Raw genomic sequence first — 14,644 nt, forward strand, 5'->3', positions numbered from 1 at the left:
CCTCCCTGCCAAGCCCGCATGCTGGCCAACAGGGCCATAGCGCAAGCATAGACCCAACGCAACGTGTTGATTTAATTATAATTCCGTCATCAATCGGCAGCTTCCGCGAGGGCCGACCGGCGCCGCGCATAGAGCAGATAGAGGATCAGGAGGATCGCCGGCAAGCCCATCAGCCCGGTTGTGGCAAAGAAGGGCACATAGCCCACCGTCTTGGCGGTGAGGCCGGGCGCCGCGGCCAGAAGCGTATCGTGCAGCCCGCCCGGCGCGGACCAGCTATCCACCATGTAGCCGGAAAGACCGCCCAGCAACTTGCCCGGCAGCGCATAAACCGAGCTGAACAGCGCATATTGCGTGGCGGTGAATTCGTGATTGGTCAGGCTCGACATATAGGCGATGAGACAGGTGCCCGCGAACCCGCCGGAGAGGTTTTCCGCGCTGATGGTCACCGTCAGGCCGAACAGGTCATGGCCGCGCATCGCAAGCCAGATAAACATGAAATTGGTAAGCGAGGCCGCCAGCGCCCCGAGAAGAAGCGCGCGCAGCGTGCCGAGACCTGCGATGGCCAGACCGCCGACGATGGCGCCCAGAATCGTCATCCAGACACCGAACAGCTTCACCACGCCCGCGATCTCGGTCTTGTCGAACCCGATATCCACATAAAGCGGGTTGGCCATCACGCCCATGACGAAATCGGGCACGCGATAAAGCCCGATCAGCGCCAGCACGATCAACGCCTGCCAGCCGAAGCGGCTGAAGAAATCGATGAAGGGGGCGAAGATCGCGCGGTAGATCCATTCGAAAGCGCTGCCCGCCTCGCCGTTCAGATGCAGGCGGCGCGCAATGCGCTCGACCGTTTCCTCGCCGACCACGGGCGCTTCGGATTCCGCGACGCGGGGAGCCACGAGCGCGGCGCCGACCCCGACGCTCATCAGCGCCGCCATGGCGAGATAGGCCATATGCCAGGACATGGCTTCCGCGATGAGCAGCGCGCCCGCGCCCGACGCGATAATGGCGACGCGATAGCCGAGCTGATAGGCGGCGGCGAGCGCTCCCTGCTTTTCATCCTCGGCAGCCTCGATACGCCAGGCATCGATGGCGATGTCCTGCGTCGCGGAGGAAAAGGCGAGCAGGAGCGCGAAAATGGCGATCGGCGTCAGCGAGACATGAGGGTCGCAGAAAGACATGACGACAAGCGACAGCGCGACCCCCGCCTGAGCCACCAGCATCCAGGCGCGGCGCTTTCCCAGCAGATTGCCGAGAATCGGCACGCGAAGCTGGTCGAGGACCGGCGCCCAGACGAACTTGATCGTGTAGGCGAGGCCGACATAGCTCATCAGGCCGATTTCGGTGCGCGAGACGCCCGCTTCCCTCAGCCAGAGCGAGAGGGTTGAAAAGACGAGCAGGAAAGGAAGCCCGGAAGAAAAACCGAGCAGCAACATGATGAATGTGCGTCGCTCGGTATAGACGGTCCAGGCATGGGCAAGCCTTTCGCCCATGCTTTTACGCTCGTCCGGTTCGCTCATGCCGCCCCTCTCTCGTCCCTCGCCGTCCCGCTGCGATCCCGCCGGGCCGGAAGGCTCAGAGAAGCATGTCAGCCCAGATTCGCCAAGCTGCTGCCCTCGTCCTCGGACGATGCGTTCGGGGAATAGCGGCCCGCCCAGTTGGAGAGCGTCGCGGCGAGCGCACCATGGCTCACGGGCTTGGAGAGATAATCGTCCATGCCCGCGTCGAGGCAAGCCTGCCGGTCTTCCGACAATGCATTGGCTGTCAGGGCGATGATGGGCAGGCGCGCCGCCTCCATGTGCAATTCGCGGATCCGGGCGGTGGCAGCGAAGCCGTCCATGCCCGGCATATGCAGATCCATCAGGACAACGTCATAAGGAGGCGTCCCCTGTCGTCCGAGGGCGTCGACCGCTTCTTCGCCATTGCCGACGATTTCCACGCTATGGCCCGCATGCTCCAGCAGGGTCCGGGTCAGGAGCGCGTTGATTTCATTGTCCTCGGCGACTAGGACGCGCAGTCCGCCGGCGGCGGTTTCGGTGTCGGGTTCCTCGTCGAGGCCCGGATCGAAACCGGCCGTGCCACGGCCAGCTCCATCGACATCGGCGGCGGCGCGCAGCGCGGCGAGGCGCGCCAGCAGCGACGAGGTACGCACGGGGCGCACGAGATAGGCGTCGAAAGGCGGCGTCTCGGCAGTGGTTTCGACACCGGCGCCGGTCAGTTCGCCGAGCCTGTTGCGCTCGCGCGGCTGCAAAAGCACCATCGTCCTCAGCCCCGGATTGCGGCGGCGCGCGGCGCGCGCAAACGCCGCGCCGTCCTCCCCATCCGCCGTGCGGGACATGCAGACGAAAATATCCGCCCGTTTCGCCGCCTCCATCAACTCAGGTTCATCCGAGACGCAATGCACCTGCGCGCCGGAATGGCGGGCCGCATTGGCCAGCGTCTCGGCAACGAGCGGCCGATCCCGATGAATGACGACGGTAAGACCGTCCAGACGCGGCAGGTCCCGCGGGGTCTCTTCGTCGGTGGAGGGTTTGAGCGGCAGGCGGACACGGAAGATCGAACCCTTGCCCTCTTCGCTTTCGACCTCGATGCGGCCGCCCATCGCGGTGACAAGGCGGCGCGTGATGGCGAGGCCGAGCCCCGTTCCCTCGAAGCGCCGCGCATGCCCTTCCTCGCCTTGCGCAAACTCCTCGAAGATGCGGTCCAGCGCCTGGGGGCTCATGCCGATTCCGGTATCCTCGATTTCCAGAACGATCCCGTCGTCATTCTCCGCGCGACGAAGGCGCAGCGCCACGCCGCCCTCTTCGGTGAATTTGATCGCATTGCCGGCCAGGTTCAGCAGGATCTGGCGGATGCGGGGCTCGTCGCCATCCAGCGTGCGCGAAACGGCAGGCGAAACCTCGGTGACGATTTCGAGCCCCTTTTCATAGGCGCGCGGCGCCAGCAGTTCGGCCACGCTTTCCAGCGCAGCGGACGCGTCGAAGGGCGCGGGATGGAGCGTCACCTTGCCTGCCTCGATTTTGGAGTAGTCGAGAATATCGTTGATGATGGCCAGCAGCGCCTCGCCGGAGCTTCGAACCGCATCCGCATAGGATCGCTGGGCGGGATCGAGTTTGGTGGAGAGCAGCAGATCCGTCATGCCGATAACGCCGTTCATCGGTGTGCGGATTTCATGGCTCATCGTGGCCAGGAACAGGCTCTTGGCGCGGCTGGCGGCCTTGGCCTCGTCAAGCGCCTCGGCAAGGCGCTGCTCCACTTCCTTGCGATCGCTGATATCGCGGCCGACCAGCTGCACCTCGCTGAGCGAGCCGCCTTCGTCGCGGATCGTCGTCTCTTCCCAGACGAACCAGCGCGGGCCGAAAGCGGTCATGACTTTCTGGTCGTAGCGAACGCGTTGCCCGGTGGCGCCGAGCCCGGCCAGCGCGCCCAGCATGCGGGCGCTCTCGCCCTCGGGCAGCTCGGGCATGAAGGGGCGGCCGATGGATTCGGCCCGTGTGAGGTCGAAGGTTTCGCAGAAAACGTCATTCACATAGGAGACGCGGCCTTCGAGGTCCTTGCGGATGATGACATCGCCCTGGGTGCGCACGAGGTCGCGGTAGCGCGCCTCGCGCTCGGCCAGTTCCCAGTTCTCGTCGCGGAGCTTCTCGATCCGCGCTTCGAGTTCATCCACCTTGCCGGCATGCGCCCGTGCGCGCGCCGAAGCACGGCGCCAAGCTTCGGCCCCCAGCAGCAGCACGACGGCCAGACCGAGCAGCAAAAGCGGCATGTTATCGGGAGAAGAGAGGAACATTCGGCACCCGGTTGAAAAGCGACATCATTCGAAATGTCGCAGAAGCCTGCGCCGAACAGGCTTTCAATCCGGTTAGGAATGATGGTTAACGGTGGCTAAATGCGCCGATTTGGCTCAAAAGCCGCCTCGGGGCCCGCTATGCGGCGGTACCGAGACGGGCCCCCACGGACTCGCGATAGGAAAGCGCCTCTGCGATATGGAGGCGCGTCACGCCTTGCGCGTCCTCCAGATCGGCGAGCGTCCGGGCGACGCGGATGACGCGGTGATAACCGCGTGCGGTCAGGCCCATGCGCTCGGCGGCTTCCGTGAGCAGAGTACGGCCCGCATCGTCCGGCGCGGCGATTTTCTCGAGCAATTCGCCTTCGGCATGAGCGTTGAGGCTTACATTGTTCACCCCCAGAGACTCGAATCGGTCGGCCTGCAGCGCCCGCGCCCGGGCGATGCGGGCGGCAACTTCCGCCGAGCCTTCGGCGGGCGGCGGCAGGGAGAGATCGGCGGCGGAGACGGGCGGCACTTCCACATTAATGTCGAAACGGTCGAGCAAGGGGCCGGACAGCTTGGCCTGATAATCCGCCACGCAGCGGGGTACGCGCGGGCAGGCACGTGCCGCGTCGCCCGCATGGCCGCAGCGGCACGGGTTCATCGCCGCGACGAGCTGGAAGCGGGCGGGATAGCTCACATGCGCATTGGCGCGGGAGACGACGGCCTCGCCGGTTTCGAGGGGCTGACGCAATGAATCGAGTACCTGGCGGGGAAATTCGGGCAGTTCGTCCAGAAAGAGCACGCCACGATGGGCCAGCGAAACCTCGCCGGGTTTTGCGCGCAGACCGCCGCCGATCAGCGCGGGCATGGAGGCGGAATGATGCGGCGCGCGATAGGGCCGGCGCCGGCCCATGCCATGGATCATGAGCTCGCCCGCGATGGAGGCGATCATGGACACCTCCAGCATTTCGCGCGGGGAGAGATGCGGCAGGATGCCGGGCAGGCGCGCGGCCAGCATGGATTTGCCGGAGCCCGGCGGCCCCACCATGAGCATGTTGTGGCCTCCCGCGGCCGCCAGTTCCAGCGCGCGCTTGGCGGAAACCTGGCCCTTGATATCGCGCAGGTCCGGCGCGTTGGGCTCTTCGGCGGCCTTCATCGGCACCGGTTCGGACAGGATCTGCGTGCCTTTGACGTGGTTCACGAGCTGGATGATGGAGCGCGGCGCAAGAACGCCGCCAGGATTGTCGCCATCCATACCGGCCCAGGCGGCCTCCGGGCCGCAGGCTTCCGGACAGATGAGACCGCGCCCGCGCGCATTGGCCGCCATCGCAGCCGGCAGCGCGCCGGCGACCGCATTCACCGCGCCGTCGAGCGACAATTCGCCGATGACGACGAATTTTTCCATCTCCTGCGGGGGCAGGACGCCCATGGCGACGAGCAGGCCCAGCGCGATGGGGAGATCGTAATGCGAGCCTTCCTTGGGCAGATCGGCGGGCGCGAGATTGACGGTGATGCGCTTGGGCGGAAGGCCCAGGCCGATGGCCGACAGCGCGGCGCGGACGCGCTCGCGGCTTTCGCCCACCGCCTTGTCGGCAAGCCCCACAATGGTGAAAGCCGGCATGCCGCCCGCGATCTGCACCTGCACGTCGACGGGGCGCGCATCCACGCCCTGAAAAGCCACCGTCTCGATATGCGCAACCATGAAAAGCCCCCACCCGTCCCGATCGGCCGCCCGCTTCGATTATGGAGAAACCTTCGCGTGAATCAGCCGTTTCAGTCAAGAACGAAAAGGGAACCTGTCAACAGGGCAGATCGCGCCCCGCATTATCCGTGGCGCCGCCTCCCCACCCACGTCACTGCGAAGGGCACGGCGGATAGGATCGTGAGCGCCGCAACAAAGAACAGGCCAAGCCCCCAAAAACGGTCATAGGGCATTAGTCCTGCGATCATGAAGGCTAGGACGGCATAAACAACAAGGGAAACAAAGAATATCCTCTTCTTAGACTTGTGCTTGTTCCTCAGATCCGTCGCGATCAGGAAATATCCGGAAGCGACAAGCAAGACAAAAGCGATCGACAAGACCGCCACAGCTTCCAGTATTTCCGAAGCCGGGGCGCTGAAAATGTCGGCGCCTTCAACATCGAAGAAGAGGGACAGAAGAATTGCCGAAAGAAGATAGACGACGTACCCGACAATGGTCGCCAGAAGGAACGCCGCATGACTCGTCCAGGAACTCCCGTCAAAGAAGGAGACCGTCCGCGCGCCCTTGCGAACGCCGCCTTGCCGGAGCGACTGCACGCCGGAAAAAACGATGAATGCGACACCGGCGAGAGGGATCAGCCAGTACGGTCCATAATCCGTCGCCAATGTCTTTTTCGGTTTTTCGGGTTTCTCGGCTTCGGCGGGAGCCGCCTTTTCCTTGATGGCGAACGGTTTGGAGCCCATCACCTTCTTGCCAAGAAGAGACGCCAGCTCTGCGCCCACTTCATTCGCGGCTTCGGGTGAGTTGAAATAAAGATTAAAAGAACTCAGCCTTAATTTATAGGATCTCTTTTCCGTTGTTGTAAAAGACTTCGCACAATCACTACGCTTTTCACATTTGATGTCGATCCGGTAACATTCGTTTTGTCGGGCAAAATTCACGGAAACAGCTTCTTCCAGACGAACCGAATGCATGTCACCCGTCGATGTTATCTTGTTTTTTTTATTACTATAATACTGCCGACCCTTGACTTGTATTTCCCCATTCTTCGTAACCCTGACAGCGCCCCTCGGATGTTTCATGACGAAGAAGCCTCCGTCACAGACCGAGCCCGACAAATGTTTCCGCAGCAGGGAGTCCAGTCGCTGGAGCGCATTCGGAGGAAATACCGGCTCCTTCTTGGCTTCTACTGCCGCTTCCTGCGTGCTTTTGAACGGGATTACCTGGTCCGATTTGTAGGACGGAATATTGACGTGCTCTCGCACCGTATGATTGGTGGTCCAGCTCATAGGCTGATAGCGATAGCCGAAAGACGATTTTACATACTCGGTAAGTTTCGAGGTTCTGGAGCTTTTGGTACGAAACGAGTACCGAAAATTCTTCTTCGGGGCCACGTGCCACCCATCCAGCCATCCGCCCCGGCCTCCCGGCATAGTGTAGACCGCATAGCCGCCACGTTTCCTGAACGCGAAGAGAACCTGTTTGTCCTCACCATGAAATACCTGGCGGAACTCGCCAACCCGCAGCTTGTACCACCCTTTCACCTCCCAATCGCGCCAGCCGAACAATGCCAGGCCGCGGACTGCCACCGAATAATAAATGTCCTCATTACCGGTGTTCTTGAAAGTAATATAGAAAGTGTCCGCTCTGGATATTGAGCTGTTCATAAAAAGGCACGAAAACAAAACGGAAAAAAGAACTATTATTCTCATACCACACCTTGAAAATGATGGCCGGTCGTAATCCTCAGAACTTAGGACGAGGCAACGGGTGGCGATTTTAGGCTCGCCCCTGAAATGACTGATGAGCGGTTTGAGAACCTACAGCGCGGACCTGCGCCTTGACGGACCGTGCTTTGACGCCCCTGAAAGTCCCCGCCTGCCTCTGCCCTCTCCGATATCCTGTTATGGAGAAAGGCTGGCGTGAAAGATCGGTTTCAGTCAAGAACGAAAAGGGTCCTTATGGACGATCCGCAGCGCGCAGGTGTTTGAGGCTTGCCGATGCGCTGCCACGATGCCATTTGTGGCCGGTTCGTCCGAAACAAGGTCTTCTTTCATATGCCGATCCGCCGCGCCGCCATTATTACAACCCTATTGTCACTCTTCATCGTTTCCCCGACATTGGCGAAACGGATCGGCGAGTAGCGGGAGGCGCGGACCGAAGGGATGCGACAAGGGGCGAGAACAACCAGCATTGTGCTTGGCGCCGCCATCGTGGCAGGCGTGCTGGGCCGCTCGATCGAGCTTGTTCTTCCCGTCATTCTGGATTCGGCCGGGCGTGGGCTCGGCCTGTCCAATGCCGGACTGGGCCTGTTTGCCGGCGCCGAACTGGCCGGCGTGACGCTTTGCTCGCTTGCCGCCTTCCGTCTCGGCAAATGGCTCGCCCCGGGGCCCACCGCCCTTTTCGGCGCGCTGATGCTGGCCACAACCAACCTTCTGACCGGCTATGCCGACACATTGCTTCCGATCGTCCTGCTTCGTTTCGCAGCCGGCCTGCTGGGCGAGGGCGCCTTGCTGGTCGTTGCGGTTTCGCTGCTCGGATCGGGCCGGAACGCAGCCCGTGTCTATGCCGCGTTCATGGCCTTGCAGATGCTTTTCGGCGCCGGGGCGCTTGTCGGCTTCGGCATGGCGGATACCGCCGGCGGCTTCACCGCCGTGATGCAGCTCGCCGCCGCGATCTGCGTCGGCGGCGTGATCGCGGCCGTTTTCCTGCCCTGGCACCAGGTCATTGACGGGCACGACAGGACATCGGCCGGCGGGCCGGGAAATGCGGGCATGTGGATGGCGCTCGCGGGTATGGGCATATTTCATATCGGCCTTGCCGGCGCATGGGCCTTCATGCAGCAAAAGGCGACGAGCCTCGGCCTGGATGCCGCCACGGGTGGCAGTATTCTGGCGGTGATGATGCTGAGCGGGCTGGCCGGTACGCTGTATGTCGTTCTGCGCGGGGCGCCGCGCGGTATCCTCACAGGCACCTGCATCGTCTACGCGGCGGCGGCGATCACCGGCATGTCGACCGGCAATCCCGTAATTTTCACTCTGGCGGGCATCACGCTGATGGTGGCCTGGAATTTGTCGGTGCCCGGCCAGGTGGCGCTTCTCGGGGTGGAGTTGAAGGGCACGGACCATCTGGCGCTTGTGCCCGGTTTCCAGGGTGTCGGCCTCGCGGGAGGCCCCGTGGTGGCCGGGCTGGTCAGCTCGCCGGGCCAGTATGCGGGGCTCGCCACGCTGGTCTTCCTGGCGGCGGGGCTCAGCATGTTTCTTTTCATAACCGCATCGCGCTACGCTGACCGCTCCTGAATCGGCTATCCAAATTGGCTTCGGGGGGAGTCATGTTCTACGAACGCTATTGCGCAAAAGTCATCACCGACATCATCCAGGTCGTGGTCGGCCTCGGCCTCGTCACTTTGCTGATGAACTATGTCTATGTCGGTACCGGCCATTCCACACTTTTGAACGATCCGGAATTCCGGTTGCGCTGCGTGCTGCTGCTTCTGACGATCCTTTTTGCGACCTACCACCTGATCGGCTACATCGCCGATTTCGCGACGGCCGAAAATAACGGCCACTGGGAAGTCCGAACGAGAAGCCCGTCGAAAATTATATTGCTCTTCATGCTCGACCTGACGGCTGTCGGCATCGTGGCTGCCATGTTCGCCGTCCTCTATGTAACGGATGAGGGGTCGGTGTCCGATTTCGATGTGGTGTGGGCCGATCTCTCCGCCCTGGCCGGTCTTGCTGCAAGCTGGCACGGATTGATGCTGGTCTGGCACCTTATCGCCGGTCCCAGAGTGCGGGCCCTGCTGACGCATATTGCGATGGGTGTGAGCTTTCTCGTGCTTTCCTGTCTGGCCTATCACGACGGCAATACCGGTTTCTTCACGGTGAGCACCGTCTTCTGGACGGCGCTGTTTGCAATTGTCGTTGCGCTTTTGTATTTCGTACGCGGTCGGCGGCTCATTCGGAACGCCATCGCGACGGTGGAAAAATCCGTCTGACGCGGCTGGACCATACGAGCCCGACGCCGAATATCGAACACCGCAGAGGTTCACGCCCCGGCAATTTCGATCGTTGCCGGGGTCCAGATTTCCTGCCAGCGCCCGACCTTTTCATCCCGGCCGAGCTGTTGCGGGGAGACTGTCTGGCGATCGCCAAACGCAACGTCCCCGTCGATACACCGCACATTCACCGTGCCGATGGTCTTTCCCGCATCCTCGAAGATTGCGCCAACATAGACGCCGCACTCGCGGCAGATGAGGCATTCCACGGCGCCGGAACCCTGCCGGTAGCGGGAAAGCGCATCCGCTCCCTTCGCATGGAAAACGAGGCGGCCTTCAGGGTCGGAGACATAGGCGGCGTCATGCTTCACGCAGAAGGAGCAATCGCAGGCGCGTGGGCGATAGTCGGCAGGCGGGATCGCGGTTTCGAAGCGGAGCGACAGCCGCCCGCAATGGCAGCTCCCGTCCAGGACATGTCGGCCTGTCATTCGCACCTCCCGCTCACTTCGCCCCGATCACCGCATCCCTTGCGAGCCACGGCGCAAGGTCCTTCCAGGGCATCGTCACCGTGTGGTCGCCAATGGCATAGGGCCCGACCGAATAGACGGGGAAATTGACGCCCAGCCCCTCTCGCGTCACGACCCAGTTGTCCGGATCGCCGACCATCTTCGCGATCGTCTCGGGCGCCTCGTCGAACAGGCCGTAATCGTCGCCGAGAATCTCGTGCAGACCGTCCAGCGCATGGTCGGCGAGCGCTTTCTGCCAGCCGTCCCTTGCGAAGATGTCCGTCGCCCGCAGCGGCCGCGCCTCATCAAGTCGAAAATTCACATGCTTTGCCGCGCCGAAGCCGTGGGCCGCGCCGACATGAAACTCCCAGCGGAAGATATCGAGACTGGCGAAATTTGCCGTCGCCTCGTTGAGCTTGAACCAGGTGGAGCGCTGCTGCTCGCCATCGAAACCGTTCCAGAGATCGGACTGTTCGGCAACAAGCGCATTAAAAGCGCGCTCCCCTGCGCTTTCCGGGGCGTCGATCTCGAAGCTCACGGTTTCGCGATACTGCATCCGGTTGGCACCGGGCATTTCTTCCTCGCCCTTTTTCTCGGGCGCGATGAATGTCCACTCGTCGAGGGTCAGGAATATGCGGCCGGCTTTTTCCGTCACCGCGCGGCTGAGAAATTTCAGCCGCTCGCGATACCAGGGTTTCAGACATGCTGCCTGCGTCTCGACATCGCTCTGCGGGCAGGCCTTGTCCAGAAAACGCAGCCACGACACCTGGCTGTCGCGCAATCCGGTCGCGGCTTTCCCGGACATGCGCGCGCGGGCGCCGGCGTAGAGCGCGGCCATGATCTCGTCGTCGGTCGAAAGGTCGTCGGTCTTGCAGATGGCCGTTTCGCGCGGGCCGGACGCCTTGTCGCAATCGAAGCTCGCCGCCCGCGCCGATCCGACCGTCAGCAGAAGCCCCGTGAGGACGGCCGTCATGGCCGCGGCATATTTCATGTCGTCCCCCTCCTACGCCTTGGCCGACAGCATGTCCGAGGGGGTCAGTTCATACGCCTTGCCGAACCCGCCATTGAGACTGCCGCGCAACGGCGCCAGACGAAAAAAGGCAAAGTCGGGAAAGTCGATATAGAGTTTCGACTTCGGATGACGGACAAGCCAGCGCTCGCGCAATCGCGCATGCATATCGCTGTCGTGCGCCACCCGCTCCGCCTCGGCGATAACGGTGAGACGCGGATGGGTGAGCGGATCGCCCTTCGCCTCCTTGATCATGCCGGGCTCGCCTACCAGCAGCGAGCAGCGCCCATCCGCTTCGATGGCGGGCGTGTGGGCAGCAAGTTTCGAGGTAAGGATCACCGGCGTCCCGTCCTCGTCGAGCGCCAGGGCGACGCGACTTGCCAGCGGATGGCCGGTCGCGGGATCGAGTGCGGCAATCGCCGCATAGTCCGCCCGGGCCATCAGCTCGTGCACCAGCGCGCGCGCCTCGTCGTCGGTGGGCTGGAGGATGTCTTCCTTCTTCTTCGCCGCGTCGCTCATTCTACCTGCTTCGCTCCCTGCTTGCGTGCCGCTTCGACCTCGTCCATCACGCGCAGGATATTGCCGCCCCAGAGCTTTGCAATCTCTTCCTCCCCATAGCCCCGTCGCACGAGTTCCAGCGTGACGTTGAATGTCTCACCCGCATCGCGCCAGCCCTGAATACCGCCGCCGCCCTGAAAGTCCGAGGCGATACCGACATGATCGATGCCGACAAGCGTCACCGCATAATCGATATGGTCGATGAGGTCGGAGAGTGTCGAGCGAGGATATTCCGCGTCGAGCTCGTCGGAGATTTTCCGGAACTCGGCCTTGGCCTCTTCGCTGGCGTCGAAAAATGCTTCGAGACTCGTCAGTCCGAGACGCTTTGCCGCCTCTCCCCGCGCCTTGTGTTTTGCTTTCGGCACTTCGTGCAGATAATCGTCGAAGGCAACGATCTGGATGACGCCGCCCTTTGCCGCCATCGCCTTCATGGTCTCGTCGTCCATATTGCGCGGATGGGCACGGAGCGCATGCACGGAAGAGTGCGACGCAATGACGGGCGCGCGCGACAAGCGGATGGCATCGAGCGCCGTCGATTTCGCCGAATGGCTTATATCCACCATGATGCCGAGATCGTTGCAGCGGCGGACCACGGCCTCGCCCATCGGGCTCAGCCCCTGATGTTCGCCGCCCGCATCATTGGGCTTGTCGCCCAGGCTTTCCTTCGGTTGCGCGCTGTCGGCGAGATCGTTGTGGCCGTTATGGACGAGCCCGAAATAGCGCGCACCGAGTTCGTAATAGATATCGAGAAGTTCCGGATGATGGTCCACCACGAAACCGTTCTCGATCCCGATCAGCGCGACCTTCTTGCCTTCCTCGTTCAAGCGGCGGACATCGGCCGCGCTGGTGGCAAGGCCGATACGATCCGCATTCTGATTATCCGCCATGCGGTGAATGGCGGCGAATTTCGCGAAGGCCTTCGAGATAGCCGCGGATTCGCCCGCCGGGTCGCGCTCCGTCTGCGGCACATAAACGATGAAGAAAACGCCGTCGAGACCGCCCTTCTCCATCTTGGGAATATCGACCAGCACGGGCGCCGGGTTGTCCTCGCCGGGATCGTAGGCGGGGGTCGCGAAGCTTGTCGGAATATCGACATGGGTATCGATGGCGATGACACGGTCGTGAATTTCATGCGCCCTGGCACGCAGAGCCGCATCCTCGTCCGCACGTGCGGACACCGACGTGCCCAGCAGAAGGATCGCCCCAAGAACAAGTCCGCCTATCGATTTACCGCGCATGATGCACACCTCCCGCCGTTTTCCGAGCGGCTCAGTCTAGAGCGTGAATGTGGGATGGGAAATCTCAGCCCTTGCGCGCCTCGATCGCATCCCAGACCAATGCGGAGAGATTGGCATTATCGAAGCGGTCGATTTCCTGAATGCCGGTGGGCGAGGTGACGTTGATCTCTGTGAGATATTCGCCGATCACGTCGATGCCGACAAAGATGAGGCCGCGTTTTTTCAGTTCCGGCCCGATGGCCTCGCAGATTTCGCGTTCGCGCGGGGTGAGCGACCATTTCTCGGCGACGCCGCCCACATGCATGTTGGAGCGTGCCTCGCCCTGTGCCGGAATGCGGTTGATGGCCCCGACCGGCTCGCCTTCGACCAGAATGATGCGCTTGTCGCCCTGGCGCACCTCCGGGAGATATTTCTGCACGATCACCGGCTCACGGTTTATCTGGCCGAACATTTCGAGCAGCGAGTTCAGGTTCTGGTCCTCTTCGGTCAGGCGGAAGACGCCCGCGCCGCCATTGCCGAAAAGCGGTTTCACGATGATGTCCCTGAACTCCTGACGGAAGGCGCGGATCTCGCCGGGGTCGCGGGTAATGAGGGTCGGGGGCAGGAGGCCCTTGAAGCGGACCGCGAAGAGCTTTTCGGGTGCGTTGCGTACTTCCGCCGGATCGTTCACCACCAGCGTACGGGGATGCACCGTCTCCAGCATGTGGGTGATGGTGATGTAGCTCATGTCGAAGGGCGGGTCCTGGCGCATGAGCACCACATCCACTTCGTCGAGAAAGCGCTTCTCGCTACTCCCGAGCGTCGAATGATTGCCGGCCTCGCGGCGCAGCGTCATGGGGCGCATATGGGCGAAGACGCGACCGTCGCGCATGGAGAGCTCTTGCGGTTCGTAGTAATAGAGTTCGTGGCCGCGCGCCTGCGCCTCGAGCCCCAGCGCAAAGGTGCTGTCGGCATTGATATTGATCGCGTGGATGGGGTCCATCTGGATTGCGACGGAGAGTTGTCTGCGGGCGGTCATCGGCATTCCTTACGGCGGGTCGTCATATCGGTCGCGTGAAGATGGGGCTTCCGGCGGGAAAAGACCAGAGGGTGGGTGCCAGAGGGTGGGGAATGTCCGTACTTGCCGCCCCTGCGCGCCGGAGGGCACTATGGACGCATGCTTGAAGAAAATATCGCCTTTGCCGCCACCTGCCTTGCCGGCTATTTCGCCATCGCCAACCCGATTGCGAACACGCCGGTCTTCATAGCGTTGACGGCCGGTGACAGTCGCAAGGTGCGGTTTCAAATCGCCCGGCAGAGCGTATTGATCTCCCTTGCGGTCGTGGTGCTGTTCAGCGTGGCCGGCAAGCTCATCTTCGAGCTCTTCGGCGTCACCATCGCCGCGCTGCGCATTACGGGGGGCGTTCTGGTGGCGATCATCGGCTTCCAGATGCTGCAGGGTCATTCCTCTTCCGCCCATGTACCCGAAGAGGTGGAAGACGAAGACGTCCCTACCGATGTCATCGAAGCGCAGCTATCCGTCTCCGTGTCGCCGCTCGCAATACCGATGATCGCCGGGCCCGGGACGATCGCCACGGCGGTCGGCTTCTCCGCTCATCCGGGGGTCCTGTCGAGCATCATTTCCATCTGTGCCTTCGCGGTCATCGCCGCCATCACATATTTCTGCTTCCGGCAGGCGCCGCGCATCGTTCACTACATGGGCACGACGAATCTCACCGTGGTCACACGGCTGATGGGGCTGATCGTTGCGACCATCGGCGTCGAAATGGCGATGACGGGCATGGACGAGGCCCTTATCAAATATATGGATACGATCCGAAGCCTCCCCCTGCCACCCCCGACCGGCTAAGCGTCGCGGG

At 62.4% G+C, this 14,644-nt stretch carries 12 protein-coding genes; 3 read left to right on the plus strand and 9 right to left on the minus strand.

Features of this window, described 5'->3' with window-relative positions:
• Positions 1-89 precede the first annotated feature (89 nt).
• The 4 genes from FHS78_RS12410 to FHS78_RS12425 form a co-directional block, all read right to left on the minus strand.
• Positions 90-1,523, minus strand: coding sequence for an AmpG family muropeptide MFS transporter (locus tag FHS78_RS12410; protein WP_246220476.1), 1,434 nt, complete (start codon positions 1,521-1,523; stop codon positions 90-92).
• 68 nt (positions 1,524-1,591) lie between these two features.
• Entirely contained in the window at positions 1,592-3,793 is a 2,202-nt protein-coding gene (locus FHS78_RS12415; protein ID WP_167094687.1) for a PAS domain-containing hybrid sensor histidine kinase/response regulator, read from the minus strand.
• Between the two features lie 136 nt (positions 3,794-3,929).
• Entirely contained in the window at positions 3,930-5,477 is a 1,548-nt protein-coding gene (locus tag FHS78_RS12420) for a YifB family Mg chelatase-like AAA ATPase (protein WP_167094688.1), read from the minus strand.
• Between the two features lie 122 nt (positions 5,478-5,599).
• The gene (locus FHS78_RS12425; protein ID WP_167094689.1) at positions 5,600-7,144 is read right to left on the minus strand and encodes a hypothetical protein; all 1,545 of its coding nucleotides are present in this window, start codon (positions 7,142-7,144) and stop codon (positions 5,600-5,602) included.
• Between the two features lie 528 nt (positions 7,145-7,672).
• On the opposite strand from FHS78_RS12425, the gene FHS78_RS12430 reads away from it, so the two are divergent.
• Entirely contained in the window at positions 7,673-8,776 is a 1,104-nt protein-coding gene (locus FHS78_RS12430; protein WP_167094690.1) for a hypothetical protein, read from the plus strand.
• 32 nt (positions 8,777-8,808) lie between these two features.
• Positions 8,809-9,474, plus strand: a complete 666-nt coding sequence (locus tag FHS78_RS12435; protein ID WP_167094691.1) for a hypothetical protein — start codon at positions 8,809-8,811, stop codon at positions 9,472-9,474.
• A gap of 50 nt (positions 9,475-9,524) precedes the next feature.
• On the opposite strand, the gene FHS78_RS12440 is transcribed toward FHS78_RS12435, so the two are convergent.
• From FHS78_RS12440 to gshB, 5 genes are all read right to left on the minus strand, one after another.
• On the minus strand, positions 9,525-9,962 hold the full coding sequence (locus FHS78_RS12440; RefSeq protein WP_167094692.1) for a GFA family protein: 438 nt from the start codon (positions 9,960-9,962) through the stop codon (positions 9,525-9,527).
• A gap of 13 nt (positions 9,963-9,975) precedes the next feature.
• On the minus strand, positions 9,976-10,971 hold the full coding sequence (locus FHS78_RS12445; protein WP_167094693.1) for a DUF3298 domain-containing protein: 996 nt from the start codon (positions 10,969-10,971) through the stop codon (positions 9,976-9,978).
• Between the two features lie 12 nt (positions 10,972-10,983).
• Complete coding sequence (locus tag FHS78_RS12450; RefSeq protein WP_167094694.1) at positions 10,984-11,508, minus strand: HugZ family pyridoxamine 5'-phosphate oxidase; 525 nt, start codon at positions 11,506-11,508, stop codon at positions 10,984-10,986.
• Complete coding sequence (locus FHS78_RS12455; protein ID WP_167094695.1) at positions 11,505-12,785, minus strand: dipeptidase; 1,281 nt, start codon at positions 12,783-12,785, stop codon at positions 11,505-11,507. The genes FHS78_RS12450 and FHS78_RS12455 overlap by 4 nt, the downstream gene beginning before the upstream one ends.
• Before the next feature lie 64 nt (positions 12,786-12,849).
• Positions 12,850-13,803 carry a glutathione synthase gene (gshB, locus tag FHS78_RS12460; RefSeq protein ID WP_205305303.1) on the minus strand — a complete coding sequence of 318 codons (954 nt, stop codon included), beginning with the start codon at positions 13,801-13,803 and terminating at the stop codon, positions 12,850-12,852.
• Between the two features lie 138 nt (positions 13,804-13,941).
• Between gshB and FHS78_RS12465 the strand changes: the two genes are divergently transcribed.
• Entirely contained in the window at positions 13,942-14,634 is a 693-nt protein-coding gene (locus FHS78_RS12465) for a MarC family protein (RefSeq protein ID WP_167094697.1), read from the plus strand.
• Positions 14,635-14,644 lie beyond the last annotated feature (10 nt).

Origin of the sequence: Parvibaculum indicum (genome assembly GCF_011762095.1) — a bacterium.
GTDB lineage: Bacteria > Pseudomonadota > Alphaproteobacteria > Parvibaculales > Parvibaculaceae > Parvibaculum > Parvibaculum indicum.

What these genes read in the sequence shown, in the direction of transcription:
- FHS78_RS12410 (WP_246220476.1), bottom strand. Translation starts at nt 1,523, where the DNA reads ATGAGCGAACCGGACGAGCGTAAAAGCATGGGCGAAAGGCTTGCCCAT.
- FHS78_RS12415 (WP_167094687.1), bottom strand. Translation starts at nt 3,793, where the DNA reads ATGTTCCTCTCTTCTCCCGATAACATGCCGCTTTTGCTGCTCGGTCTG.
- FHS78_RS12420 (WP_167094688.1), bottom strand. Translation starts at nt 5,477, where the DNA reads ATGGTTGCGCATATCGAGACGGTGGCTTTTCAGGGCGTGGATGCGCGC.
- FHS78_RS12425 (WP_167094689.1), bottom strand. Translation starts at nt 7,144, where the DNA reads ATGAACAGCTCAATATCCAGAGCGGACACTTTCTATATTACTTTCAAG.
- FHS78_RS12435 (WP_167094691.1), top strand. Translation starts at nt 8,809, where the DNA reads ATGTTCTACGAACGCTATTGCGCAAAAGTCATCACCGACATCATCCAG.
- FHS78_RS12440 (WP_167094692.1), bottom strand. Translation starts at nt 9,962, where the DNA reads ATGACAGGCCGACATGTCCTGGACGGGAGCTGCCATTGCGGGCGGCTG.
- FHS78_RS12445 (WP_167094693.1), bottom strand. Translation starts at nt 10,971, where the DNA reads ATGAAATATGCCGCGGCCATGACGGCCGTCCTCACGGGGCTTCTGCTG.
- FHS78_RS12450 (WP_167094694.1), bottom strand. Translation starts at nt 11,508, where the DNA reads ATGAGCGACGCGGCGAAGAAGAAGGAAGACATCCTCCAGCCCACCGAC.
- FHS78_RS12455 (WP_167094695.1), bottom strand. Translation starts at nt 12,785, where the DNA reads ATGCGCGGTAAATCGATAGGCGGACTTGTTCTTGGGGCGATCCTTCTG.
- gshB (WP_205305303.1), bottom strand. Translation starts at nt 13,803, where the DNA reads ATGACCGCCCGCAGACAACTCTCCGTCGCAATCCAGATGGACCCCATC.
- FHS78_RS12465 (WP_167094697.1), top strand. Translation starts at nt 13,942, where the DNA reads ATGCTTGAAGAAAATATCGCCTTTGCCGCCACCTGCCTTGCCGGCTAT.